Consider the following 26,955-nt stretch of genomic DNA (forward strand, 5'->3'; position numbering starts at 1 on the left):
TCGTCAAAATCTAAGCGCAAAATATCTTCGTGCTTTTCTTTTATCCTATTATCTTTTATTTATCCGTCCTTTAAATCGGCTCATACCATCCATCAGAACTTCAACGATTATTCTTCCTGGAGGTAGGTGGCTCAGATCATAACTCAGGATAGCTTGTTGAATGGATTTGTATTCATGTTTTTGCCACAAAACGCCATCAACCATAAAAAGCACTGTCATCTCACTCTGTTTATTGGACAATACGCTCAGTTGCGTCTTATCCACAACCGACCTTGGATAAAGTGAGAAGGCATATTGCGTTGAAATTGTGTTCATCTCAAATCCACGTTTGGCATTGAAACTAAACATTTCGCCATTTCCACAATCGCTTTCAAAAGCATGAATAAGGTTTCCTTTCAGATCGAAAATCCGTAAATGACCATCACCATTTTCAGGTTGTGCCCAAAACTGCAGTCCGTTACCTGCAGTATCAACCAAAGAGAGTGAGTGATTTCCCTCATTAAGATGTAAAGTATCTCTATACATCGTTGCCGCAGCCAGTTGAGAGCCTGTCTTGCAAAAGACCGTATCCTGCCTTGCATTAATTAGAAATATACGATTATCCGCTGGTTTATTATTGGTCGTAAACTCCAAAATAAAATCAGTGGGAAATTTCTGCAGAGCTGTAAAGACGCTTTCCGCCTTATTGTCTGTGGGCCATGCATCCGGCTTTCCATTAGGCTTAAGAAGTGACACCGTGAATACATTCTCCCGATCTTTTTCCTGTATTTCTCCGGGTAGTATAACTTCTGCAACTTGATTAAAAGAAAGATTACCTTTCCAATGGAAAGTTTTGACAGGAAATCCTTTCGTGCCATAAACAATTTCTAGGGATCGAATCGGGTCAGCACCTAAATTTCTGAAAGAGATCCTTGGGCCAGCACTCGCCGGATTTAATCTAGAGAAACGCTGTTCATCACTTGGAACCATTATTGACTCGACTGCAACATCTACCTTTTGTTTAGGGACTGAATATTGAAACAAGTAAGCCGATATATTTTCGACAGCCTGTACATTGTCTGTCGCTGTATAGGGTTCCATCTGTAAGGCAACTTGATGAGTGCCAACTTTGGTAAATACATCAATAAAATCAGGCTGCTGTAAATCTCCAGGACACCAATATGCGCGGTCATGTACCCAGGTACCGCCTTGTGGATAAAGTGGATTACCTCCACATTTCTTCCACATATCACGTCTGTCTACAGTCTTTCCATCAAAGGTGAGTTCGCGCCATCGGCTACAGAATTCACTACAGCCACGCGGTTTATCCATACCATGCCCTGTATGCTGAATACGTATTCGGCTCAATGCAGATCCCGGACTCGAGGTATATGTTATTGGTCGTAGATTTTCTGCTATCTTTTCGTTGACATCCCCATATTTATATGCTTTATTCCACAGCACTGTTATTCCCAATGGGGTAACGACTGGTGGACCTGATAAAATTTCAAAATCTACAGTAAGTGCCCACCCTACAGTCTTGTCCTCAAAACCAGAATGAGTATAGACAATTTCCACGCTATCCCTTAAGAAAGGAGCAAAATCAGTTACATCGACCTGCCATTTCCAACTCCATCCTTTATTGTAGATACTACCATATGGCGTAAGCATTCTTCCTAATTCATAATTTAGCACAGCTCCATTTTTTCCTCCTTTACGACGCAATACGATGTGATCCAAATAATCCCAATGCGCTGTGCGCAAACTATCTGGGCTCCCAAGGGTAACAAACATAGTAACCTTTCTTACAGGATAGTTTTCTTTCGGAAATACCCCCCAAGCTGGATAGGAATTCTCCCCTTTCTGTGCATCACATAGAATGGTTTTCCGTTGATGTGTAACGACATGGCTTATTGTGCCTTCTTGTGCAAAAACATGATAGCAGATAAAAAAGTAGAATAGGGTTAGTATAGGTCTTATATTCATTATTTAAATATTATCCATAAAACAATACAAAGATAGATGTACTCTTGTGGGCGGCGAAAAAAAGGTAATGCGATAAAAAGGAAATACATACAATCATAAAAAAAGCATCAATCTTAACAGACTGATGCTTTTGGTAGCGGGGAGCAGAATCGAACTGCCGACCTTTGGGTTATGAATCCAACGCTCTAACCATCTGAGCTACCCCGCCGTTTCGGTATGCAAATATACCACTTCGTATGTCAATTCAAAAGATTTTTTTATTTTTTTACCAATTCTGACCTATTTAAAACTCGCATTAAACGCAACAAACTCATTTTTAACTCAATAAATTTATCATTGAAAAATAGAAACAGTAGTTGAAAAAATTGATAGTCCTAAAAACAACATGTTTATCAAAAAACAGGGGCAACTTTTTACAAAAAAACTTGCAATAACAAAATAAATATGTATTATTACAAATAATAAGTTGATGCAGTAAAAAGCAATTTTGGAAGAGATTTGTAGCGGGGAGCAGAATCGAACTGCCGACCTTTGGGTTATGAATCCAACGCTCTAACCATCTGAGCTACCCCGCCATTTTGGGAATGCAAATATAGCTTATTTTTGATTTAAACAAACTAAAATTTAAAAAAACATTTTTATGGCAGATAAAATAAAATTCCAACTAGAATATATCATCAACTCTTCACCTAGAATTTTATTTCCGTATTTGCAAGAACCAAACGAATTGGCACAATGGTTTGCAGATGATGTAAACTATAAAGACACCGTTTATACTTTCATTTGGGATGATGAACCTCACCGAGCAAAAATTGTAGCATCGAGAGAAAATAAATCTGTACGCTTTAAATGGCTCGATGATGATCCCTATTATTTCGATCTGGAGATCGATCAAGACGAGCTAACAAATGATGTTGCTCTTAAAATAACAGATTACGCTAAAGAAGAAGACCTTGAAAATAGAAAGTTAATTTGGAAAAATTCAATAGTCTATCTTCAAAGTGTTATAGGTGCATAAAAAAGCCTATCTTTGCAATATATTTCCACTAAGAGCTCCAGCTGGAGCTCCTTAGTTGGAAGATGCCTTAATGTAAAGGCATCAATTTGCTTTGCGTCACGGATGAAAAAGGTTCATTTACTTATTCTTCAAGCTTTCATAAAACCATTTATTGTCACATTCTTTATTGTGATGTTTGTCTTATTGATGCTTTTCCTATTCAAGTACATTGATGATTTGATTGGAAAAGGATTTGAATGGTATACGATCATGGAGCTAATTGGATATCAATGCGTTGTTCAAATCCAAATGGCAATGCCTTTATCCATGCTCCTTTCCTCCATTATGACTTTCGGAAATCTGGGTGAAAGCTATGAATTAGTTGCGATCAAAGCTGCGGGCGTATCTTTACGTAAAGCGATGACCCCACTATTTATACTCGTTGCAATTTTCGCAACAAGTTCTTTTCTGTTCTCCGATTATATTCTCCCCGTAGTGAATCTAAAAATGGGTACGCTACTTACTGATGTACGTAATAAAAAGGCAGATTTCCTCATCAAACCCGGAATCTTTAACAACACCATCCCAGGTTACTCGATCCGCGCTAAAGGAAAAAATAAAGCGGGAACAATTCTCTATGACTTGATGATTTATGATCATCGTGGCGGTAACACAGCTAATAATGTACTTATGGCGAAAGAAGGGTATATCTATAACTCTCCTGACAACAATTATATGATCCTAAAACTTAAGGATGGTATCCGCTATGAGGAAGCACGGACTAAAAACTCCAAAACCTACGATCCACGTCAGCAATTTACGCGATTTAAGTTCAAGGAAACAGAGCAAAAGTTTGATATGGGAAGTTTTCAACAAGGTAAAACGGATGAAAATCTCTTCAAGAGCCACCATGCCATGTTAAACCTGAAACAGTTAGACATGTACATCGATTCCAACCATATTAAGATAGACAGTATGGGAAAAGCGATCGTCCGTACATTAGACACCCGATATAATATCTATTCGAAATATTTTAGTGCGAATCAACCTGGACAGCCAAAGGTCAAAGAAACAAAGATCAAACCTTTTAAAAATTTGCTTACCGATCTTGTTCCCCAAGAACAACGGGCACAGATCACCATGAATGCGTTAAACCAGTTGAATTATTTAAAGGAAGATCTGAATGGACGTACACTTGAGTTTAAAGATTACAAATCGAAAGATATACGCTATCGTATTGAATGGCATCGCAAGTTTACCCTAGCTGTCTCCTGTCTTTTACTATTTGCAATCGGAGCTCCACTAGGAGCCATTATCAGAAAAGGTGGACTTGGTCTTCCGGTCGTGATGGCTATCATTTTCTTTTTAATCTATCATATTATTTCTACAGTAGCAGAAAAAACAGCGAAAGATGGTGCTATATCATCAGGCGTAGGCATGTGGATGGCCATTATTGTCTTAACACCATTAGCCGCTTTTCTAACGTACAAGTCGACGACTGATTCTGCCTTATTTGATATTGATCAATATAAATTAAAAGTAGAAGCCGCTTGGAAGTGGATTAAGGAAAAGCTTGCAAAAAAGAACAAATTAAAAGAATCACATTAGATTGTGACAACGCTATTATAAATAAATTTAGATTCTACACTAACTTTGTACCAATTACAATATATCAATAAATGGATTTCAAATTAAACACGATCGAAGAAGCGATCGCTGATATACAAGCAGGAAAAGTAGTAATCGTCGTGGATGACGAAGATCGCGAAAATGAAGGAGACTTTGTCACTGCTGCCCGCAATGCAACTCCCGAAATCATCAACTTTATGGCGACTCACGGTCGTGGACTAGTATGTGCCCCAATTACAAAAGAAAGAGCAGATGCATTACACCTTGACTTAATGGTGGGACAGAATACAGCGGTGTATGAAACGAACTTTACAGTTTCCATTGACTTACAGGGATATGGTTGTACAACCGGTATTTCTGCATCGGACCGTTCGAAAACAATTAAAGCAATGATCGATCCTAATATACATTATGAAGAATTAGGTAGACCAGGACATATTTTCCCACTCATAGCGAAAGATGGTGGTGTATTACGTCGTACAGGACATACTGAAGCTACAGTTGACCTCGCTCGATTAGCAGGATTTGAACCAGCGGGTGTATTGGTTGAGATTCTAAAAGAAGATGGTGAAATGGCCAGACTTCCGGAACTAATGGAAGTTGCTAAAAAATTTGATTTAAAGATCGTTAGTATTGAAGATCTAATTGAATACCGTCTTAAGCACGACTCTTTAATCAATGAAGAAGTCACTGTTAATATGCCAACGCAATATGGTGATTTTAAAATGAAAGCCTTTACACAAAAGGACACTGGCGAACAACATTTAGCGCTTTACAAAGGCGAGTGGAATGAAGATGAACCTATTTTAGTACGGGTGCACAGCTCTTGTGTTACGGGTGATATTTTTGGTTCTTGCCGTTGTGACTGTGGCCCTCAATTGCACAAAGCAATGGAAATGATCCAGCAAGAAGGTAAAGGTGTTATTGTCTATATGAATCAAGAAGGTCGCGGTATTGGACTGATCAATAAGCTACATGCTTACAAATTACAAGAAAATGGTTTGGATACGGTAGACGCCAATGTGCAATTAGGGTTCAAGGCAGATTTAAGAGACTACGGTGTAGGAGCCCAGATTCTTAGAAATCTTGGTGTCACAAAAATGCGTCTTATGTCAAATAATCCGACAAAACGTGCTGGCCTAGTAGGTTATGGTCTTGAAATCATAGAAAATGTACCTATTGAAATAACGGCAAATCCCTTTAATGAAGAGTACTTAAAAACTAAAAGAGATCGTATGGGACATACAATCATGAAAAATCTATAAAAAGGAAGTAAAAAGGCGGTATTTCTATTGGAAACACCGCCTTTTTTAACATAGAGAATTAAACCCCAATGATGATAAAATCGCTTCCATTTATGATCTTGTTATGGCAGTACTTTCAATAAATAGAAGTAACTTTATAATATGGAACAACAAGGGAGATATATCATCTTTTTCGATGGTGATTGCTTGATCTGTAATCACTTTGTTCAACTATTATTAAGGATCGATCGCAGAAAGAAATTCTTATTTAGTTCCTTGCAGTCTGAATTTGCCCGGACCGCGCTAACAAATATTCCCAAAAATACTGATTCCATCGTCTTCCTATCTCCAGCTGGTACCTATCTCAAAAGTGAAGCTATTTTAAAGATTTGTAAGCAATTGGGCTTCCCTTACATTACATGTTATTTACTAAAGATTTTACCACTTTCGTGGAGAGATGCGCTTTATGATTATTTTGCTAAAAACCGCTATCGATGGTTTGGAAAAAATGAATTTTGTACGATACCTTCAAAATCTGAGCGAGAAAGATTCATTTGAACAAACAGTAATCTTATTGAAGTGAAGTTTAGTTCAGAAATCTTCTAATTATACTTGTGACAATTAAATTTACATCGATGAAAAATACACTTTTAATTGACAGTGCCTATATCAATGGGAAATTTATCAAGTCAAAACACACATTTGATGTGGTAAATCCTGCAACAGGAAAAGTTATTGCTTCGTTGCCAGATTTAAAAGTAGTTGACTGTACTAAAGCCATAATTGATGCTGACAAGGCATGGAAAAGCTGGAAAAACACAACGGTACTGGAACGTTGCAACATCGTCCGCAAATGGTACGATCTTATTCAACACTATAAAGACGATCTTGCGGAAATCATGACCCTAGAAAGCGGCAAACCGCTAAGCGAATCGAGGGTAGAGGTTGACTACGGTAGTTCTTTCGTAGAATGGTTTTCAGAAGAAGGAAAAAGAGCCTATGGTGAAACCATACCTACCCATAAAAAAGGAAGTAGAATGATAACGATTAGGCAAGGTGTAGGTGTCGTAGCCGCAATTACACCCTGGAATTTTCCTTTAGCGATGATCACCCGAAAGGTTGCTCCAGCTTTGGTGGCTGGTTGTACCGTTGTGCTAAAACCGGCCTCCCAAACCCCATTTTCTGCTATAGCATTGGCTAAACTGGCTGAAGATGCAGGGATTCCGAAGGGTGTTTTTAACGTAATTACAGGAAAAGATAGTGTTGGTATCGGCAAAGAACTAGCTACAAACGACCTGATAAGAAAACTATCTTTCACAGGCTCTACCGAAGTCGGAAAAACACTCATAGAACAATCAGCCTCTAACATTAAAAAAGTATCTATGGAGCTCGGTGGTAATGCTCCCTTTTTGGTTTTTAACGATGCGGATATTGCTGCTGCTGTCGAAGGAGCCATTGCCGGAAAATTTAGAAACTCAGGGCAAACTTGCGTTTCCATCAATAGGTTTTTAATCCAAGAAGATGTCTATGATGAATTTTCGATGAAACTTAGCCATGCTGTCAGTAAATTGAAAGTAGGTAATGGACTTGACAAAGGCGTCCAGGTAGGCCCCTTAATCAATGCAAAAGGGCTAGAGAAAGTACAGCATCATGTACAAGATGCATTAAATCATGGTGCCGAATTGGCTACTGGAGGAAAGGTTATCAAAGATCTATTTTTCCAGCCAACTGTGCTGACCAACGTTCCGAAAGAAGCGCTTATATTCCGAGAGGAGACTTTTGGTCCGATTTGCGCCCTTTTCAGTTTCAAAACAGAAGAAGAGGGAATTGCAATGGCCAATACGACTGAATTTGGACTAGCCTCCTATTTTTATAGTACAAATATAAATCGCTGTTTTCGTGTTGCTGAACAGCTAGAGGCTGGCATGGTAGGTGTCAATACAGGCCTTATTTCAAATGCAGCAGCTCCTTTTGGTGGAGTAAAACAATCTGGTGTAGGTCGTGAAGGATCTAAATACGGTTTGGATGAATATATGGAATTAAAATATATCTGCTTTGGCGGTGAATAAAAAAGGAGCAAAATGCTCCTTTTATTTTTTCAAAAAATCCACTAGCTTTTCCCTTGTTGAACTGAACGATAAGGCCTCCCCTACTTTCTCATAATTCTGTTTATCCACACAGGTTGGATAAGCATATTTGGCAAAGGCCAGTTTATTATCATCTCGTATAAAAAGTTCCATTAAATCAACAATTTCACCAACACTTAGGCGCATACTTTTTAATTCCTGAGCAGCTACAGCAAGTCTATCCTGATCGTTTTCCTTCTGATTTAATAGATCGTTCAATCGATTGGAATTCGTCTTATTCATTACTCCGGCATCAGACAGATCATTATCTTCATTTTCAGCATATCCTCCTTGATTCGCTACACCGTTACGATAAACCTTAGCGTCTTCTGACTGCCTATATTGATCATTATTATATCCCCCACGATTATTGTTTGGCAAATCATCACGATCTTCCGATTGTCTGTATCGCTCATTACCTTGCTCATTACTATATCCATCCCGATTATTATACGGTAAATCCTCACGATAATTACCGTTTTTATACCGATCAACAGGATTCATGGATTCCAGGATAATCCCCCTATTTCCGCCTCTGCTACTGACAGAAAATACCACATTCATATACTGTCCATTTCTATTGACAAGTTGCACACCACTGCCATTCAATGTGCGTTGCTGTCTGTCAGCAAATACAATACGCAGATCATAACGACGACTCGTCAAATTGGATACCCTAATATCCGTGGAAGCCCTATTATTATACAAAACGTTGTTGATATAAAGAAAAAATGGAACATCTGTAGAATAGATATTTAATGCTCCTCCAAAAGGTCTGTATCGCTGCGCAAACCCAGCCGTTGCGACAATAAGCAACAAGACCATAACCAAAATTTTCCTGTACATAATCCGATTAAATTTATAATCCTTCGACTACACAGAATAAAAAAGGATTAAGAAACCAAAGAATTTAACATTTTGTTATGCTTTCTTGTTCCGGTACTTCTTATAAAGTTTTACGGCCATCATTAAAGCGATGGATAAAATTAAGAGCCCTAAAACGCCAAATATCCAGTTCAGTGCCGATTTTAAGACAACAGTAAAAACAATCGCAAATAATAAAACTGTTGCTACTTCATTAAACAAACGGAGATTTGTTGACGTTAATTTGGATTCTTGACGACTCAATTTGAACATAATCTTCTGGCAGGTAAAATGATAGATAATCATTCCCAGAACGAATGTCAGTTTTACATGCATCCACCCCATGGATAATAAACCAGGGGAATAGCATAACATAACTAGTGCAGAAAAGACAGTGATGTACATCGCAGGAGTAGTAATAACCCACCACAGTAATTTTTCCATCTTACTGAATTCTTTATGCAAAACATCAAACGCTTCTTGACTCTTGTCCTTAGCTTCTGTATGATATATAAAGAGTCGAGGCATATAAAACAGACCTGACATCCAACAAATCACAAAGATAATATGAACTGCTTTTGCATATAAATAGACCATAGTTACAAAAATAAGAAAAGTTAATAGCATTCAATACGTCCAAATATCAATTGCGCAAATCTTACATCCAATATACAAAAGTGCTATATCAACAGAAATAGATTAAATATAAGACAAACAAAAACGACCTGCGAAAGGCAAGTCGTTTTTGTTTTTGAAGTAGATAGCAAACTAATAGCTAAATTCCTTTACAACCTCAATGGCATATTTTACATTATCAAAAGGAATATCTGGCATGATACCATGTCCCAAGTTAAAGATAAAACCATTTTCACCTCTCATGCGCTCAAATAATTCGATAATCTTCTTTTTGATAACAGGTTTATCTGCATACAAAACGAATGGATCCAAATTCCCTTGAACAGCAATACCCTGTGGCAGAGATTGTTTAATATTTTTTAAATCCGCATTCCAATCGATAGAAACAACATCAGGTTGTGCTTCGACCATCATTGGTGCAAAAACAGAAGATCCTTTACAAAAGGAAATGACTGGAACATCCTTACGGTTCAGCTTAGCAATAATCTGCTTATTATAATAATGCGAAAAATCACGGTAATCATTCCATGATAAAGCCAGGGCCCAGCTATCAAATAATTGAATTGCATTTACTCCAGCTGCGATCTGCATGTTAAGATATTCAACCGTTACATCTGCGATCTTTTGAAGGATCATATGTGCCAACTCAGGCTGATTATTCAACATCAACTTCGTTAACTTAAAATCTTTTGAAGATCCGCCTTCAACCAAATAACTTAAAATTGTAAATGGTGCTCCCGCAAAACCAATCAAAGGGATACGGCTGTCAAGACGTTGTTGAATGACCTTGATTGCATCAGCAACATACTGTAACTTATCCAAACAGTTGGTAGACAAAGCTTCAGCATCCTTTACAGAACGAACAGGATTAGAAAAACGAGGCCCTACACCTTGTTCAAAGGACAGATCCCCTCCCATGGCTTCAGCTGTAACTAAAATATCAGAAAATAAAATAGCTGCATCAATGCCTAACAAATCTACCGGAAGCATAGTGACATCCGCAGCAATTTCTGGTGTTTTGCACATCTCCAAAAAGGAATATTTATTCTTGATATCCCAATATTCCTTCATAAAGCGTCCAGCTTGACGCATCATCCACACAGGAGGTCTTTCCGTTTGCTGCGAAAATGCAGCTTTAATCAATAAGTCGTTTTGTAAAGTAGTACTCACTATAAATGTTTTGAAATTTCGTTTTCTATTTTTGTAATAATGCTGTTCTGTCTAGCCGTCAGATGTAACTTATTGGCAACATCTGTATAAGCTCTCGCTCTTTCATAATCCAACTTTCGTAGCGCTATATTTGCCAGATTAATCATAACCATACCCTTTTCATTATCTTTTTTCCAAGGCAGACGTGAAGCTAGCTGAAAATGATATTCGGCCTCATCGACACGTTCCTCTTTAAGCGCAATATTTCCCATCATAAATTCATAGAAATTGCGTCTGCCTTTACGAAGTGCGTCCGGATTCTTGATCTCAGCTAGCAAATTTTTTGTCTTTTCATAATCTTGCCTATGAAAAGCCTGCGTTGCCAAAAAAACGGACCCTTCTCTAAAATGACTCCAAATCAAGTAACCTATTCCACCTGCTATCAGCACAGCAGTTTGATAATGCCCTTGGTATAAGCCATAGCCCAAAAATAATGCAGCAATAAAAATAACGGCTATTCTAGCCCTGATTGTCATCATCTCTTTCTACCTATGCGTTATTGTCGGTAAACTTATAACCAACACCTCTGATAGAATGGAAATAAATCGGATGCTTTTGATCTGGTTCGAAATATTTTCGGAAGGTTAAGATAAAATTGTCGATGGTACGTGTAGATGGGTAAACATCGTAATTCCATACGGTCTCCAATATTTGTTCCCGGGATACGGCCTCATTACGTCGTTCAATCAACAGTTTCAACAGCATGGTTTCCTTCTTTGTCAACGAAGTGATCGTGCCATCTGCATGATGTAGCTCATACGAATTAAAATAGATCGTTTTATCACCAATTTGATAAGAATTTAGTTCTTTCAAATCGTCTGGTTTCATGCCACGACGCACCAAATTTCCAACACGAAGGATCAATTCTTCTAAGTTGAAAGGTTTTACCAGATAATCATCCGCCCCTTTCTTAAGGCCCGTAATTCGATCCTCACTGCTATTTTTCGCAGTTAAAAACATGATAGGAACCTCAGTGTTTTGCAGTCGAATAGTTTCAGCCACTTGGAATCCATCAATTTCGGGAATCATCACATCCAAAACCACCAAGTTGAAACGTTCCTCCTTGAAGACTTTTAGTGCTTTTTTCCCATCAGTAGCCGTAGTAACACGGTAGCCTTCCATTTCGAGATTCAACTTGATAGCTTCTAACAAGTGCTCTTCATCTTCGACAAGTAATATTCTTTGTTTACTTTGCATTTCTTTCAAATGTTACTTCAAAAATACTCCCTTTAGGAGTGTTATCTTTAACTTTTATGATCGCGTCGTGCTTCTGCAATACGGTTTTCACGATATATAACCCCAAACCTGTGCCTTTGGTTTTTCGTGTTGCCTCACTTCCCACGCGATAAAACTTATTAAAGATAAGTTTTTTCTCTTCATCACTGATACCAATACCATGGTCAGCAACAGAAAAAATTATTTTATTATTCTCCGTATATAATTTCACATCCACCATGGCACATGCCGGCGAATACTTAATTGCATTTTCTATCAGATTAGTAACCACATTACTAATCGCAAACTTATCTGCATGAATAATGATATCCGCTTCCAAATAAGGTTTTAAGACTTGTGAACTACAGGAATTCTTTTGAAGCCTATCTACAACCTGTTCTACCAAAGCCGTAAAATTAAAATCCTCCTTCGGCATACTGTAATTTCGGCTGTCCAACTTAGTTGTCATCAATACATTTTCCACCAGATCATCCAAACGCTCGATATCCTTCAGCGAGTTTCTCAAGAACGTTTGTTGTTGCTCTTTGTCAAGATCACGTCTCAAAATAGTTTGAATATACAATTTGACAGAAGCCAATGGCGATTTAAGTTCATGCGTAATAGCCAAAAGAAAGTTCTGCTGTTGTTGAAGCAGTTTCTGCTCCCTCTCAACCAGCCGCTTCAACCGCCATGCACCCCACAAGAAAATAATCAAGAAGAATATTCCCTCTCCTATGATCATGTTCTTTTTACTCGGATCAAAACGGATAAACATCACCCCCCACCATATCAGTTGCATAACCGCATAGAACAATAGAAAATAAAAGAGTAACAGCGCTTTCTTCATGTGACAAAAATAGGTATTCACCCATGTATTCGGAAATATCCGAAGGATTATGACACAAAGAAGAAAATTAACCGATTCGCAATAAGACTAAAATCACCAAACAGTCATATAAACCATCGCAGACCCGATATCGATAAAAGTGACCTTTAATTCCATCACTAGATAACCTAGCTGACTTGGAATTTCAGGTTAATTTGTTTTAATTTTGCATATGTTTAATCACGAGAAAAAAGACATTTTCTTCGACCTAGATCATACCATATGGGATTTTGATAAAAATGCCGAAGAAAGTCTGCACGAGCTATATTTTAAATACAAGTTTGATCACTTGTTTAATCAAGAGTCATCCACTCGTTTTATAGAAACTTATACAGTTAACAATCATCGACTTTGGGGACTCTATCATCACGGAAAGATTTCAAAACCAGAACTCAGGAAAGCTCGCTTTGCAGATACCTTTACCGAGCTAGGTGTGGATCCAGAGTTGTTTCCTGAAGAATTCGAACTGGAGTATCTCGCTATCTGTCCAAAAAAAACAAACTTGTTTCCCCATGCACATGAAACCTTGGCTTATTTGGGTGACAGATACAATCTTCACCTGATATCTAATGGTTTTAAAGAGGCCTGTGAGACCAAGCTGGAAAAGAGCAACCTGAACAAATACTTCAAACATATTTTTATTTCAGAAGTCATCGGTGTGAATAAACCGGATCCCCGAATATTTGAGTTTGCTATGACGACTGCTCAAGCGCAGGCCCAGCAATCACTGATGATCGGAGATAACCTTGACGCCGACATCCGTGGAGCCGTAAATGTAGGCATGGACGCTATTTTCTTTAACCCAAATGTTATTGAAAAACCAGACGATGTATCACATATGATTATCGACTTAAAAGAATTACAATCGATACTATAGAAAATAGAAAAAGCAGCTTTAAGCTGCTTTTTCTATTTTAGAACCTTAACGGTAATATTCTTAAACCATACATCATTTCCATGATCCTGAAGACCGATAAGCCCTGATTTGCTATCGCCACCAACATGGCTCAACAATTCAAAAGCCAAAGGCCATTTTTCTTCACTGAATTTACTTTTTTGCAATAAATCAATCCAGGACTTATCCCATAATGTATATTCAACAACCTTTACACCATTTTGAAAATGCTCTACCTTGCCATTGTTTACTCTGATCTTAACTTTATTCCACTCGCCATACGGTTTACCATTCTGAGGCTTAGCAGGGATCATATCGTACAATGATGTCGATTTACGGTTTCCATCTACACCCATTTTAGCATCAGGATGGTTCTCATTGTCCAAAACCTGACATTCTGGAGACGAGATATAAATCGGTTGTCCTTCCACTTCCTTCGCTAAAAAGAAGATACCTGAATTTGCTCCTTTAGCAACTTTCCATTCCATCTCCAATTCGAAATTCTTGAAATCATGAGCAAAGACCAAGTCACCACCTTCTTCTTTACCAACATTGGCTTGACTATCAAATTTGATTGCTCCCTCATTAATTACCCATCTTTTTGGGACTACTGTCTTATCATATCCTCTCCAGCCTTCCATGGAAGTACCATCAAAAATAACATAGGCCCCAGCTTTATTCTTTTTAAATTTCTTGATATCTACACGGGGTAAATCTAAGATTTTGTAAGCAGGAACCTCTTTTTTTGCTTGCGCTACGGCAGTATTAAGATGTGCTGAAAAAGCAATCACCGATACCGCAAGAACTGTTTTTAATAACTTCATTCTTTTTAGTTTTAGGTTTGTTTTAAAATTAAATTTAAGCATTTGAGTGTATAAAGAGGAATATTTTTTAATATTCCTCTCCGCCACCCATTTCATTTGTATTCGACACTTTTTTCTTTGATTTGTTTAAATCTTGGCTACCAAACCGATAGGAAAGTGATAAGGTTACCATCCTCTTCATCCAACGGTGCTCAAAATCTGATATAAGTTGAGCAGTCTCCGTCACACCATTCATTTTTCGCGAATTAAATACATCTCTCACATTCAACATAATTGAAGCTTTCTTCTTGAACACATCTTTTTTTAAGGCTAGATCCATACCTTTCATGGCATTCATCTGCCCCTGAGCCATTACACGCGAAGAATTATACTCGCCTCTCATTTGAGCAGAAAACGTTGATGTAAAACGATAATTAGCGGTCAGATTAGCATTATAAGCGAAATCCTTTCGTTCTTTAATATCGTAGTCCGGGTTTGCATTATACTGAATGTGGATCAAATTGAGATTAAATGTAAAGTCAAAATCCTTCGTTGCGTTGACTTTTGAAATAAACTCAAAACCCGAAAGATTACGACTGGTCATATTCTCCCATCTACTGTATGTTCTTCCATCCTCTATCTTGTAAACAAATGGCTGAATAACCTCACTTGCGTGATTGAAATAGGCAGAAGATATGAGGTTTACTTTACCAAAGGTTTTGGCAAAGCTCATTTCCAAACTGTGTACATCTTCCGGTTTCAGATTCGGATTTCCCTGACGATAATTCAAATCATCGGATACGTTTAAAAATGGGTTAACTTGCCAACCACGAGCCCGTTGAACACGGCGCGAGTAGCTAAATTGAACTTTATCCCCATTTTCACCAACATCGTAGGTTAAAAACAGTGTTGGATATAACCTGAAAAATTTCTGTTTAGCATTGGATTCCGTTTCCACTGCAGCTGGATCCTTGGAGAAATAGGTGGACTTGAGTTCAAATTGCTCTCCCCGGAGTCCGATTTGATAGCCAATTTTATCTGTTAATTTATTTTGATAATTCGCATAAATCGCATGGACAGTACTCGTAAAATCAAAATCGTTGCTGATTCTATAATCCGGCACATAATTACCTAAAGAATCGAGTGATCTGGAAAATTGTGTATCAAATGACTTTCTGATTTGAGACCTGTAGCCTGCCTCGAATTTGCTTACCTCGGAGAAAGGTAAAACATAATCCAATTGAAGATTGATATTCTTACCATCCTCAGACGTAACATTCTTCCGTGAGGTGGCCTTCCGCCCATCGGTGTAATTTTGAGAAAAATCATTTGTACCATCTTCCTTATCTCTCCCATAACTTGCATTCCCCGTCAACTCCTCTCCTTCTCGCTTAAATTGATGTCTAAAATCGGCGTTTAATTCATAACCAAGATCATCTTCAAATTGTGTTGAATTTCGAACACTCGTTCCTGTCATCTGCGATTGCTTAAAGAACTCGTAATTCAAGTCTTCTATTCGCTTGTTATCACGTATACTTAAATTACCCGAAAAACTCAATGAAGTACGGTCTGACATATTATAATCAAACCCAGCTTTTACCGTATGGCTATTGCCCTTTCTTGACGATTCGGATTCGCTATAATTACGCGTGCTATCCCCAAAAAACCTGTTGTCCGTTTTCCCACTTCCCAACATGTTTCGTTTATTGAAGTTATAGGATCCGAAGTAATTGAATTTCCGATCACGATAATTCAATGTTATACCAGCCATATAATTATCATAAGAACCAGCGGATGTATTTATCGATCCGTTCAGCCCTGTTCGAATATTTTTCTTTAAAACGATATTGATAATCCCAGTTTGGCCCTCTGCATCATATTTAGAGGATGGATTTGTGATGACTTCAACTTTTTCAATTGAATTGGCAGGTAGACTCTGAAGCAAAGAAGTTACATCATTTCCTGCTAAGGCAGACTCCCGTCCGTCGATTAAAATCTTCACACTACTTGATCCACGCAAACTGACCGATCCATCCTGATCAACTTGCAAAGTGGGGACATTCGCAAGCACATCGGTCGCTGTTCCACCCGCGCTGACCAAACTCTCACCTACATTGAAGGTTTTACGGTCTATACCAATTTGCATGGCTGGAGCTCTTCCTTCAATAACAACTTCGTTCAACATATTACCTGTAGATTTCAAAGCAATTCGACCTAAGTCCTTGCTTTTACTTCCTAAGACCTCTATACTATCAATGGTTTGTGTCTCGTAGCCAACATAAGTAATACGGACATTATATTTACCAGGTTTAATATCAGACAACAAAAGGAATCCTTGGGATACAGACTGTCCCCCCTTAACAAAGACGTTACTATGGGCGTCCAAGAGCGCGACACTAGCCGATGAAATAGGTTTAGAAGTTTCGCTATCGACTAAAATAGCTTTGATTTGGCCTGTTTGAGCAAAAAGAACAACAGGTAAAAAGAATACAAATAAGAAAGATTTAAACGATTTAGCGTAAAAAAACATGCTTCAGCTTAGTTTATAAGTTATAGTGCAAAGAAAACTAAAACTTACAGACAAAATTGAAGCGTAACCATATTATTACGGTAACAAAAGAATAGCAAATTACTCCACAGAAACAGTCAATCCCTCGGCTTTCAGAATTTTACGATAGATCTCCATCTCCGTATAAGTACCCTCCAGTACAGCACATTTCCCCTCAGTATGTACTTTCCAGGCAATCTTCTCAGCTTGCTTCTCGGTATATTGTAAATGATAGATGAGACAATGAATCACATGTTCAAACGTATTGGTTTCATCATTCCACAAAATGAGGCGATTAGACTCTTTCACAGAGGCTAATATCTCTTCTAACGTAAAGGTTTCTTCAGCAGTTTGGGTACCCATGCTGCAAAAATAGAATATTTTTTTCTAAATTAACGATAATATAAAAGGGAAGAATACAATCAATTAGAGGAATTTATTATGTTACAGTCAAAAATTGCAGGAATTGGCTATTACGTCCCAAAAAACGTATATACCAATAATGACCTAACACGCTTTATGGATACCAGTGACGAATGGATTCAAGAACGAACTGGCATTAAAGAACGTAGATATGCAGACCGAATAGGCGAAACCACCACCACTATGGGGGTCGAAGCAGCTAAAATTGCCATCGAACGAGCCCATATTACACCTGAAGATGTCGACTTCATCATCTTTGCCACCTTATCGCCAGATTATTATTTCCCGGGCTGCGCCGTTCTACTGCAACGGGAAATGAAGATGAAGGAGATCGGGGCACTGGATATTAGAAACCAATGTTCTGGTTTTATATATGCGTTTTCTATTGCCGATCAATTTGTCAAAACAGGGATGTACAAAAATGTGCTAGTGGTTGGTTCGGAGAAACACTCTTTTGCGCTTGACTTTTCTACGAGAGGACGAGCCGTTTCCGTGATTTTCGGAGATGGTGCCGGAGCAGTAGTTGTGCAGCCTACAACCGAAAATGGCAAAGGAATCCTGAGCACGCACTTACATTCAGATGGAGCCGAAGCCGAAAAGCTAGCGATGTATTACCCCGGAGCTTCCAGTGGAATTTGGTTAGATAAAATGCCCAATTGGCCGGATCAGGAATTGGGCGGATTATTAATGACCAAAGAGATGCTCGAAGATGGAACTGCGTTTCCAAATATGGATGGCCAGGCCGTCTTCAAAAAAGCTGTTGTCAAATTTCCTGAGGTCATTCATGAAGCGCTGGCAAAAAATAATTTAAAAACCAGTGATATCGATTTATTGATTCCACACCAGGCCAATCTTCGCATTTCGCAATTTGTACAGAAAACTCTTGGATTAAGGGAAGATCAGGTATTCAACAATATTCAGAAATATGGGAATACCACTGCGGCTTCTGTACCGATAGCACTATGCGAGGCTTGGGAAGAAGGAAAGATTAAAGACGGTGATCTCGTATGTTTGGCAGCTTTTGGAGCAGGATTTACGTGGGGTTCAGCCTTAATTCGATGGTAGATAATAGCGTATATAGAAAAAGGGCTGATCATGTGTGATTAGCCCTTTTTCTATATATTTCCGAATAAAAAAATTATCCGTTTGATAATGCTGCTGCACCAGATACGATCTCCGTCAATTCTGTTGTAATTGCAGCTTGACGTGCCTGGTTGTAAGATAGCTTAAGTGATTTGATTAAGTCACCAGCATTCTCTGTAGCTTTATCCATTGCCGTCATACGTGCTCCATGTTCAGAGGCATTCGAATCTAAAACAGCTTTGTATAATTGAATCTTGATTGCTTTAGGAATCAACTCCTCGATAATCTTCTCTTTGGAAGGCTCGATGATATAATCCACCTCAGCTTCTATTTTTGCTTTATGCGTATGTTGTTTGTTTTCCTCCGCAGGTAATAATGGTAAAATCTGCTCTGCAGTCAACTCTTGAACTGCTGCATTTTTGAACTGATTATAGATCACTTCAACACGATCAAAATTACCTTCTTTGAATTGTTCCATGATAAATTCAGTCACCACAGATACAGAACCAAAATTTAAATCAGAAAACAAATCAGAGTGATTAGCTACCATATTGAAGTTACGTTTCGAGTAGAAGTCATAACCCTTTTTACCAATACCAATGATACTCAAATTACCCTTTGCATGTTGCTCGGCATATTTGTTAAAGATCAAGTTATTAGTCGCTTTGATAACATTTGCGTTGAATGCTCCAGCCAAACCTCTGTTAGAAGAAACAACAACGATCAACACCTTATTTGGCTCGCGGTCTACTGTAAAAGGAGAGTTATTTCCCTCAACACTCGCAGAAACATCCGCCAAAATATCTCTTAGTTTATTCGCATATGGGCGCAATTGTAAGATAGCGTTAGTAGCGCGCTTCAATTTAGCAGCCGAAACCATTTTCATAGCTTTCGTGATCTGCTGTGTTGATGATACCGAGGTAATCCGGTTTCTTACTTCTTTTAAATTTGCCATATTTGTTTTAAGTATTAAGTACCTAGTATTGAGTATCGAGCCTTGTCGATAGACTCAATACCAAATACTCATTACTATTAATATTTTGATGCTAAATCCTTAGCTACTGTTTCTAATACTGCAGTTAATTCATCGGAGAACTTATTCGCTTTAAAAGCTGACAATACTTCTGGATGACGTTGTTCCAATTGAGTCAAGAATTCTTCTTCAAATTCTCTCACTTTATTTACAGGAACATTACGCAATAAACCTTTAGTTCCGATATAAATGATCGCCACTTGCTTCTCAACAGAAACCGGAGAGTATTGACCTTGTTTCAAGATCTCAACGTTACGAACACCTTTATCCAAGACAGATTTAGTAGCAGCATCTAGATCAGAACCGAATTTCGCAAAAGCTTCCAATTCACGGTACTGAGCTTGATCCAACTTTAATGTACCGGATACCTTTTTCATCGGTTTGATCTGCGCATTACCACCTACACGAGATACAGAGATACCTACGTTGATCGCTGGACGGATACCTGCGTTAAACAAGTTAGACTCCAAGAAGATCTGACCATCTGTAATTGAAATTACGTTGGTTGGGATATACGCTGAAACGTCACCAGCTTGAGTTTCGATGATAGGAAGCGCAGTTAATGAACCACCACCTTTCACCAAGTGTTTGATCGACTCAGGTAGATCATTCATGTTGCGTGCGATATCATCTGAAGAGTTGATTTTCGCTGCACGCTCCAACAAACGGCTGTGTAGATAAAATACGTCACCTGGGTATGCTTCGCGGCCCGGTGGACGACGTAACAATAATGAAACCTCACGGTAAGCTACCGCTTGTTTAGACAAATCATCATAAACGATCAATGCTGGACGGCCTGTATCACGGAAAAACTCTCCGATAGCAGCACCTGCCATTGGCGCATAGAACTGAAGTGGAGCAGGATCAGCAGCAGATGCAGCAACAACTACTGTATAAGCCATAGCACCTCTTTCCTCCAATGTACGCACGATATTCGCAACTGTAGAATTCTTTTGACCTACGGCAACGTAGATACAAAATACAGGTTCTCCTGCATCATAGAATTCTTTTTGATTCAAGATTGTATCGATACAAACAGCTGTTTTACCTGTTTGACGGTCACCAATAACCAACTCACGTTGACCACGACCAACTGGAATCATCGCATCGATCGCTTTGATACCTGTTTGTAATGGTTCAGTTACCGGTTGACGGTAGATAACACCTGGAGCTTTACGCTCGATAGGCATTTCATACAAATCACCTTGAATAGGTCCTTTACCATCGATTGGTTGACCTAAAGTATTTACAACACGTCCCAACAAACCTTCACCAACTTTGATGGATGCAATACGGTTAGTACGTTTAATAGTATCTCCTTCTTTGATCTCATCAGAAGGACCTAAAAGTACAACACCAACGTTGTCTTCTTCTAAGTTTAATACAATACCTTGTAATCCGTTATCAAATTCAACCAACTCACCGGACTGAACTTTAGTTAAGCCGTAAATACGAGCAATACCGTCACCCACAGCAAGTACGGTACCCACTTCCTCTAGTTCGGCTTCTGATTTAAAGCCCGACAATTGCTCTCTTAGAATTGCCGAAACTTCATCTGGTCTTACCTCTATCATTTTAATTATTATAAGGGGTTTTTTGATTTATTTTACTTCAAGTATCAGAATAAATTAATTATTCTGATTCAAATATCTTTCCAATTTATTCAACTTACCAGCAATACTTGCATCAATTTGGCGATCGCCGATATTGACTACAAATCCACCGATCAAACTATGATCAACTTTATTGATCAATATCACTTGAGCGTTGGTTTCTTTCGCAAGTACATCTTTCATCGCTGCCAAATTAGCTTCAGAAAGCGGCGCTGCAGATGTAACTGTAGCTTTCACAATTCCTTTTACCTCGTTGTACTCACGAATAAATTCTTGAGCAGTGGCATAAACAATCTCGCCACGACCTTTATTGATCATGATCTTAAAGAATGCCAAGATATTTGGATTGATCTTATCTTTAAATAGCGCATCCAATATGTTTTTCTTCTTGTCCAAAGGAACAATAGGATTGGCAAAAACCGCTTGCAATTCTGTACTGGATTTCAAAACAGCAATGAATGAATCCATATCCGCCTTGATTGTTTCCAGTGAGCCTTGCTCGCTAGCCAAATCGATTAATGACTTAGCGTATCTTGATGCTACTTTAAATACTGACATAATTCTATTTCGTAATTTGAGTGACCGGATTAGTTCAATTTAACGTCATTAAGCAAATCTGCTACTAAAGCTTCTTGCTTTCCTTGGTCCTCAAATTCTTTGTTTAACACTTTACGAGCAATATCCAAAGACAAAGAAGAAACCTGAGACTTAACCTCAGCCAAAGCTTTGTTCTTTTGTTCGTTGATCTCGATTTTTGCTTGTGCAATCAATTTTGCACCTTCAGCCTGTGCCTGAGTTTTTGCCTCGGCTACAATCTTATCTTTAAGTTCTTTTGCTTCCTTAAGGATAACATCGCGTTCTGCGCGAGCTTCTTTTAGTAATTGTTCGTTCTCATTTGTTAAACGAGCCATTTCTAATTTAGCTTTTTCAGCAGCCTCCAAAGCACTTGCAATACCTTTTTCACGTTCGTCTAGGGCATCAACAATTGGTTTCCATGCGAATTTTCCTAATAAAAAGATAATAACCACAAGGACGATGACCATCCAAAAAAACAAACCGTACGAAAACGAATGTATTAATTTATCCATTGTTATACTATATAATGATAATTCTTATTTTTTAAGATTCAGGAATAATATAACCTGCAACCAACCGTTACAGGTTATACCATAAAACCGTTGTGACTATTTACCTAATAATAAAGCACCGAATGCTAAACCTTCAAGTAAGGCACCAATGATAATCATTGCAGTTTGGATTTTAGATGCTGCTTCTGGTTGACGAGCGATAGCTTCCATTGCAGAACCACCAATTTTACCTAAACCTAAACCTGCACCGATAACGATTAAACCGGCTCCAATTAAATTGTACATAATGTATGATTTGAATTATTAAAAAATTTACTAATTAATGATCGTGATGTTCTTCAACAGCCATACCAATAAATAAGGATGACAACATCGTAAAAATAAATGCTTGTAAGAATGCTACCAATAATTCGATAACCATCAAAAAGATTGTCAAGAACATGGAAACACCGATACTACCCACTACTGTCAATTGGTGTTGCAACAAATAAACAATTGCAATCAGTCCCATTACGACCGTGTGACCAGCTGTAATATTTGCAAACAAACGTACCATCAAAGAGAATGGTTTTGTAAACAATCCCAATACCTCAATTGGCGCTAAAACAAATTTAAATGGAACCGGAACTCCTGGCATCCAAAAAATATGCTTCCAGTAATTTGCGTTTGCTTTGATATTCACAATTAAGAATGTAAAAAGAGCCAAACATAAAGTTACTGTAATGTTTCCTGTAACGTTAAACCCTAGTGGTGTCAAACCAACCAAGTTTAAAATCCAGATCAAAAAGAATACAGACAATAAATAAGGCATGAATTCCTTGTAACGATGACCAATGTTTGGAATAGCCATCTCATCACGTACATAGATAACCAAAGGCTCCAATACACGTCCAACACCTTTAGGTAAATTGTTAGCACCTTTTTTATAGGTTTTAGCCAAACTAATAAATGCCCAAAACATTAAAAATGCCGCCAAAAACAAACCAACAACACTTTTAGTGATCGAAAAATCTAAAGGCATCGCTACAGATGGATGAAAATCAACAGCATCATGAATTTCATGAGAACCAACTACATAGGAAGCTTCAAATTCCTTTTTCTCTTCTTTTCCATCTTCATTTATAGTCATAACATAACTACCATCAGCATTTTTACGATACTCATGACCAGTCAAATTACCAGTAGCATCAGTTTTATAAATTTTCCCATGATACAATGCATAATATTGACCATCAACCTCAGCAACTTTATTACCGTGATCGAATGCCGAAGCCATAAAAACTTTCAAGCCATTATCGATCAAAATTACCGGCAATGAAAAACCATAATGTTTACCTGTCTCTTCATCCGAAAAGAAGCTAAAATAATAATCATCTTGTAAGTGATGCTCAATATGGCTATTGATTTCCTCAGCCTGCGATTTTTCTCCGTGTGCATCCTCATTCGCCTTTGTTAAAAATGGCGCAACTGCAAACAGAATAACTGCTAAAAATTGAAGTGTTCTTTTAAGACTCACGATACTACTATTATGTTATTTAAAATTTTTTGCGAAAATACTATATATAAAGCACAAAAGCTACTTTAATATTACATTTTTTTGAAAAAACTATCGTTTTCTCCCTTAGGATTTGTTTAAAGCCTTGTAAGCAAATATAACATCGTAAAAAAGGAATAAAACGACAACGATCAAATAGTTATATTTTAAAATATCAGCCTGCGGTTTTGCCAACCCATTATGGATATATACATAATTTAGGACAAACTTTAAAGTCAATAATCCCAAGAAAACAAAACCAACATATTGCGGAAATTTCTGCGAACAGTAACTTATCCCCACCATGATGATCACGGATAATATCAGTTGAAAAATATAAATTTCATACAATGGAAAATGTAGATCTTCCAGGGAATGTATACCATCAAAAGACTTTAACAAAAAGAAATGAACGGCAAAAATTAATACCGCAACAAAAAATAAAATAAGGGCCTGCTTTATATATACTATCATCTATCGTTTAATCGATTCACTTGTCTAATGACTTGATATAGAGAAATTCCAATCCCTCCAAGGGTACAGATCTTCATCCATAGTTGGTTCTCAGCATGAAACTTACCGTCCAGCCAATCCCCTAATAAATAAAATGCGTAAATGGTAAAAACCATCTGGGTTGAAATAGTCGTCAGCACAAGCCACTTGTTAGGATCTTTCTTGTTTTCCATAAGCAATCTTAAGGTTATCAATGGGCTTTCAACAAACTATATCACACAATTTGTTACAAATATACGCTATAAATTTTTATTGCCTACAATCCCAAAACTTTTTGTCCAATTTTAATATCCGGATAATCAATATCAACGCCCAAAAGCATTTTAAGTTCCGAGGAAGACTTATCCGGGTTTGCACGAATAACACCAAGAATACGATCCAACTTCTCCTGCTCGATCAACTCTGTTGCTTCCACTTCCGTACCAACAAAGTTAATTAAATGCCCATATATCGTACCGGCAACCATCCCGCGCTTAACCGCTATATCAGCAATGCTCATCCCATCCTTAAACATTTCTAAGGAAATCTCCTTTGTATCCAACTTCTTAGGTCCTTCTTCATCTGCATTTTGTGCAGCCAATTCGTCTTTTTCTTTGGTCTTCACACTGGCAGCAACATCGAGCATCGCTGTTTGAAAATCTTCCCGTTTGGAAAGCGTATCAGCAATCAGCAGACAATGTTGTAACTGCTCGCGTTTTCGCTTGTAATCAAGCAACAATGCTTTTAACTCGTCAATATATTTCTTCGTACGTTTTCGTATCTGGTACTCTTCAATATGTCTGGTTAAAGCCTCAATCAGATCTACATCCATTTTCGGTAAAAACCAATTGACCGCAGCAGTAGAACGTTCACATATTACATCATAATCGATCGCGCTTTTATCTCGCAACAAATCATACAGTACAGCAATAAACTTATGTGCAACTTTCTCCTGGGTCTGAAGGTGCTTGACCAATTGTTGAAAAAATAGTACTGCTTGTTCCTTTCCATCAATATTACGCTCCTCAAGTGATTTCAGTAACTCAGAAGTTTCGGCCAATAGTCCGTCCCAACGGAAACCATGCATTAAAATCTGGCCAAGATAATTTCGCTGGCATTGCTCCAAAATCTCATTTACATCAGCCTGTCCCTGAGCACGCTGCGCAAATTCGACAACTTGGTAATCTGTACGGATAGCATAAGAAGGGATGATCGATTTTAATACAAGCCCATCTAAACTCGTTAAACGGCTCAATGCAACGTACACTTGTCCCGCGGCAAAAGAGGTACCTGCGTCGATGATTGCTTTTTGAAAAGTTAAACCCTGGCTTTTATGAATGGTGATAGCCCAGGCCAGTCGAAGTGGAAATTGCGAAAATGTACCCAATATCTCCTCCTTAATCTGATCTTGCCCCTTATCGTAATTATACCGAATATTCTCCCAAGTCTCTCTTTTTACCGTTACAGATTCCGACCCATCAGGAAATGTAACTGTTACTGTGCCCTGTACCGTATCGATGTCCTTTACCGTACCAATCTTTCCATTGTAATATTTACGCTCATCTCCCGAATCGTTTCGAATAAACATCACCTGTGCCCCTATCTTTAAGGATAACGTTTCTTCAGCAGGGTAGGAACCCTGCGCAAAATCATCTTTGACAACAGCCTTAAGATTTAACATTTTCCCCGATAATGATGCCAACTTCGCTCCGTTTATTTCATCAGCATTTCGATTATGGGAGGTCAATGTAATATACTGCTCCTCTTCATTTGGGACAAAGTCCTGTTGATAATAACCATTTAAGGTCGTTAGCATTTCACTTGTACACTGATTGTTTCGTATGGCATTCAAAATGGAAATAAAACCCTCGTCTTGCTGACGATAGATTTTATTAAGCTCTAACATCACCAACGGATTATCCCTTAAAATTTTAGCGTTAAAGAAGAAAACAGAAGAATAATGATCCCGTAAAACATTCCATTCGGCATCTTTCACTACTGGTGGCAGCTGATACAAATCTCCGATAAACAATACTTGTAACCCACCAAAAGGTCGCATATCGCGACGAACAGATTGCAGAATCACATTAATCGCATCCAATGTATCTGCACGGACCATTGATACCTCATCAATCACCAAAAGCTCAAGTTCCTGCAAGATAGCCCTGCGCTGCTTGGTCAGTTTAATCGTACTGAATAAACGTGATTTATTGTAAATATGACTATCCTGCTCGTCCCAACGTAACTCATAATCTTCTATAAAGGTTCCAAATGGAAGCCAAAATAAAGAATGTAAAGTGGTTCCGCCCGCATTCATCGCAGCGACGCCAGTGGGTGCCGTAATAGCCATCTTCTTGTAGCTATGCTCACGGATATACTTCAAGAACGTCGTTTTTCCTGTACCAGCCTTTCCTGTTATAAATATGTTTTGGTTCGTTTGGTTAACAAAAGCAACAGCCTGCATAAATGCAGTATTTTCTCGATCGACTTGAAAGTTTGACATATCCTGAAATTAGATTGATCACAAAATTAGCAATTTCATTTTTAACTTCACGCGACATAATATAGCTAGGGATATCCAAAACAGCTCCATTATAACGGATTTAGATAAAGCTAAAACGGTTAACTTAAAATATTAATGGATTTTTTTTATATTTAGCAACTGAATTAAC

General features: G+C 38.1%; 26 protein-coding genes and 2 tRNA genes. 7 read left to right on the plus strand and 21 right to left on the minus strand.

Going from position 1 to position 26,955, the window contains the following annotated elements; translation table 11 throughout:
* Window positions 1–48 precede the first annotated feature (48 nt).
* From BV902_RS24495 to BV902_RS24505, 3 genes are all read right to left on the minus strand, one after another.
* Window positions 49–1,965 (minus strand): peptide-N-glycosidase F-related protein, encoded by a 1,917-nt coding sequence (locus BV902_RS24495; RefSeq protein WP_075994156.1) that lies wholly within the window; start codon window positions 1,963–1,965, stop codon window positions 49–51.
* A gap of 131 nt (window positions 1,966–2,096) precedes the next feature.
* Window positions 2,097–2,173: transfer RNA gene (locus tag BV902_RS24500), tRNA-Met, on the minus strand.
* A gap of 293 nt (window positions 2,174–2,466) precedes the next feature.
* A tRNA-Met gene (locus BV902_RS24505) sits at window positions 2,467–2,540 on the minus strand.
* Window positions 2,541–2,605: 65 nt separating this feature from the next.
* Between BV902_RS24505 and BV902_RS24510 the strand changes: the two genes are divergently transcribed.
* The 5 genes from BV902_RS24510 to BV902_RS24530 all read left to right on the plus strand — a co-directional run bounded on the left by BV902_RS24510 (window position 2,606) and on the right by BV902_RS24530 (window position 7,904).
* The gene (locus BV902_RS24510) at window positions 2,606–2,983 is read left to right on the plus strand and encodes an START-like domain-containing protein (RefSeq protein ID WP_046671984.1); all 378 of its coding nucleotides are present in this window, start codon (window positions 2,606–2,608) and stop codon (window positions 2,981–2,983) included.
* Between the two features lie 102 nt (window positions 2,984–3,085).
* Window positions 3,086–4,570: an LptF/LptG family permease gene (locus tag BV902_RS24515; RefSeq protein ID WP_075994157.1), complete on the plus strand. Its 1,485-nt coding sequence runs from the start codon at window positions 3,086–3,088 to the stop codon at window positions 4,568–4,570.
* A 71-nt stretch (window positions 4,571–4,641) separates the two neighbouring features.
* Window positions 4,642–5,856 carry a bifunctional 3,4-dihydroxy-2-butanone-4-phosphate synthase/GTP cyclohydrolase II gene (locus BV902_RS24520; RefSeq protein ID WP_075994158.1) on the plus strand — a complete coding sequence of 405 codons (1,215 nt, stop codon included), beginning with the start codon at window positions 4,642–4,644 and terminating at the stop codon, window positions 5,854–5,856.
* Window positions 5,857–5,997: 141 nt separating this feature from the next.
* The gene (locus BV902_RS28800; protein ID WP_075994159.1) at window positions 5,998–6,393 is read left to right on the plus strand and encodes a thiol-disulfide oxidoreductase DCC family protein; all 396 of its coding nucleotides are present in this window, start codon (window positions 5,998–6,000) and stop codon (window positions 6,391–6,393) included.
* Between the two features lie 77 nt (window positions 6,394–6,470).
* Entirely contained in the window at window positions 6,471–7,904 is a 1,434-nt protein-coding gene (locus tag BV902_RS24530) for an NAD-dependent succinate-semialdehyde dehydrogenase (protein ID WP_075994160.1), read from the plus strand.
* Between the two features lie 21 nt (window positions 7,905–7,925).
* Here BV902_RS24530 and BV902_RS24535 read toward each other — a convergent pair whose 3' ends face one another.
* The 6 genes from BV902_RS24535 to BV902_RS24560 all read right to left on the minus strand — a co-directional run bounded on the left by BV902_RS24535 (window position 7,926) and on the right by BV902_RS24560 (window position 12,732).
* Window positions 7,926–8,807, minus strand: a complete 882-nt coding sequence (locus tag BV902_RS24535) for a DUF4476 domain-containing protein (RefSeq protein ID WP_083663759.1) — start codon at window positions 8,805–8,807, stop codon at window positions 7,926–7,928.
* 75 nt (window positions 8,808–8,882) lie between these two features.
* Complete coding sequence (locus BV902_RS24540) at window positions 8,883–9,452, minus strand: CopD family protein (protein ID WP_312352403.1); 570 nt, start codon at window positions 9,450–9,452, stop codon at window positions 8,883–8,885.
* Window positions 9,453–9,593: 141 nt separating this feature from the next.
* Entirely contained in the window at window positions 9,594–10,631 is a 1,038-nt protein-coding gene (hemE, locus tag BV902_RS24545) for a uroporphyrinogen decarboxylase (RefSeq protein ID WP_075994162.1), read from the minus strand.
* Window positions 10,631–11,149, minus strand: coding sequence for a hypothetical protein (locus BV902_RS24550; protein ID WP_231585185.1), 519 nt, complete (start codon window positions 11,147–11,149; stop codon window positions 10,631–10,633). The genes hemE and BV902_RS24550 overlap by 1 nt, the downstream gene beginning before the upstream one ends.
* Window positions 11,150–11,159: 10 nt before the next feature.
* The gene (locus tag BV902_RS24555; protein WP_070563139.1) at window positions 11,160–11,867 is read right to left on the minus strand and encodes a response regulator transcription factor; all 708 of its coding nucleotides are present in this window, start codon (window positions 11,865–11,867) and stop codon (window positions 11,160–11,162) included.
* The gene (locus BV902_RS24560; RefSeq protein WP_075994163.1) at window positions 11,857–12,732 is read right to left on the minus strand and encodes a sensor histidine kinase; all 876 of its coding nucleotides are present in this window, start codon (window positions 12,730–12,732) and stop codon (window positions 11,857–11,859) included. Before BV902_RS24560 ends, BV902_RS24555 begins: the two co-directional genes overlap by 11 nt.
* Before the next feature lie 211 nt (window positions 12,733–12,943).
* Between BV902_RS24560 and BV902_RS24565 the strand changes: the two genes are divergently transcribed.
* Window positions 12,944–13,648 carry a YjjG family noncanonical pyrimidine nucleotidase gene (locus BV902_RS24565; protein ID WP_075994164.1) on the plus strand — a complete coding sequence of 235 codons (705 nt, stop codon included), beginning with the start codon at window positions 12,944–12,946 and terminating at the stop codon, window positions 13,646–13,648.
* 32 nt (window positions 13,649–13,680) lie between these two features.
* Here BV902_RS24565 and BV902_RS24570 read toward each other — a convergent pair whose 3' ends face one another.
* The 3 genes from BV902_RS24570 to BV902_RS24580 all read right to left on the minus strand — a co-directional run bounded on the left by BV902_RS24570 (window position 13,681) and on the right by BV902_RS24580 (window position 17,380).
* Window positions 13,681–14,490 carry a 3-keto-disaccharide hydrolase gene (locus BV902_RS24570; protein ID WP_083663849.1) on the minus strand — a complete coding sequence of 270 codons (810 nt, stop codon included), beginning with the start codon at window positions 14,488–14,490 and terminating at the stop codon, window positions 13,681–13,683.
* Window positions 14,491–14,557: 67 nt separating this feature from the next.
* Window positions 14,558–16,999 (minus strand): TonB-dependent receptor domain-containing protein, encoded by a 2,442-nt coding sequence (locus tag BV902_RS24575; protein ID WP_075994165.1) that lies wholly within the window; start codon window positions 16,997–16,999, stop codon window positions 14,558–14,560.
* A gap of 99 nt (window positions 17,000–17,098) precedes the next feature.
* A complete protein-coding gene (locus BV902_RS24580) occupies window positions 17,099–17,380 on the minus strand; it encodes an ATP-dependent Clp protease adaptor ClpS (protein ID WP_046671971.1) in 282 nt (93 codons plus the stop codon).
* 78 nt (window positions 17,381–17,458) lie between these two features.
* On the opposite strand from BV902_RS24580, the gene BV902_RS24585 reads away from it, so the two are divergent.
* The gene (locus BV902_RS24585) at window positions 17,459–18,505 is read left to right on the plus strand and encodes a 3-oxoacyl-ACP synthase III family protein (protein ID WP_075994166.1); all 1,047 of its coding nucleotides are present in this window, start codon (window positions 17,459–17,461) and stop codon (window positions 18,503–18,505) included.
* Between the two features lie 73 nt (window positions 18,506–18,578).
* On the opposite strand, the gene atpG is transcribed toward BV902_RS24585, so the two are convergent.
* The 9 genes from atpG to BV902_RS24630 form a co-directional block, all read right to left on the minus strand.
* Window positions 18,579–19,478: an ATP synthase F1 subunit gamma gene (gene atpG, locus BV902_RS24590; RefSeq protein ID WP_075994167.1), complete on the minus strand. Its 900-nt coding sequence runs from the start codon at window positions 19,476–19,478 to the stop codon at window positions 18,579–18,581.
* A gap of 77 nt (window positions 19,479–19,555) precedes the next feature.
* The gene (gene atpA / locus BV902_RS24595; protein WP_075994168.1) at window positions 19,556–21,130 is read right to left on the minus strand and encodes a F0F1 ATP synthase subunit alpha; all 1,575 of its coding nucleotides are present in this window, start codon (window positions 21,128–21,130) and stop codon (window positions 19,556–19,558) included.
* A gap of 54 nt (window positions 21,131–21,184) precedes the next feature.
* Window positions 21,185–21,727: an ATP synthase F1 subunit delta gene (gene atpH, locus BV902_RS24600; protein WP_075994169.1), complete on the minus strand. Its 543-nt coding sequence runs from the start codon at window positions 21,725–21,727 to the stop codon at window positions 21,185–21,187.
* A 29-nt stretch (window positions 21,728–21,756) separates the two neighbouring features.
* Entirely contained in the window at window positions 21,757–22,257 is a 501-nt protein-coding gene (locus BV902_RS24605) for a F0F1 ATP synthase subunit B (RefSeq protein WP_046671966.1), read from the minus strand.
* Window positions 22,258–22,353: 96 nt separating this feature from the next.
* On the minus strand, window positions 22,354–22,542 hold the full coding sequence (gene atpE / locus BV902_RS24610) for an ATP synthase F0 subunit C (protein ID WP_021188666.1): 189 nt from the start codon (window positions 22,540–22,542) through the stop codon (window positions 22,354–22,356).
* 34 nt (window positions 22,543–22,576) lie between these two features.
* Window positions 22,577–23,773 (minus strand): F0F1 ATP synthase subunit A, encoded by a 1,197-nt coding sequence (gene atpB, locus BV902_RS28265; RefSeq protein WP_237241827.1) that lies wholly within the window; start codon window positions 23,771–23,773, stop codon window positions 22,577–22,579.
* A 105-nt stretch (window positions 23,774–23,878) separates the two neighbouring features.
* Window positions 23,879–24,265, minus strand: coding sequence for a hypothetical protein (locus BV902_RS24620; protein WP_075994171.1), 387 nt, complete (start codon window positions 24,263–24,265; stop codon window positions 23,879–23,881).
* Window positions 24,262–24,477 (minus strand): AtpZ/AtpI family protein, encoded by a 216-nt coding sequence (locus tag BV902_RS28805; RefSeq protein ID WP_075994172.1) that lies wholly within the window; start codon window positions 24,475–24,477, stop codon window positions 24,262–24,264. Before BV902_RS28805 ends, BV902_RS24620 begins: the two co-directional genes overlap by 4 nt.
* Window positions 24,478–24,560: 83 nt before the next feature.
* Window positions 24,561–26,786, minus strand: coding sequence for a helix-turn-helix domain-containing protein (locus BV902_RS24630; RefSeq protein WP_075994173.1), 2,226 nt, complete (start codon window positions 26,784–26,786; stop codon window positions 24,561–24,563).
* Window positions 26,787–26,955: the final 169 nt, after the last annotated feature.

The sequence above is a fragment of the Sphingobacterium sp. B29 genome, from assembly GCF_001952815.1.
In the GTDB taxonomy this organism is placed as follows: domain Bacteria; phylum Bacteroidota; class Bacteroidia; order Sphingobacteriales; family Sphingobacteriaceae; genus Sphingobacterium; species Sphingobacterium siyangense.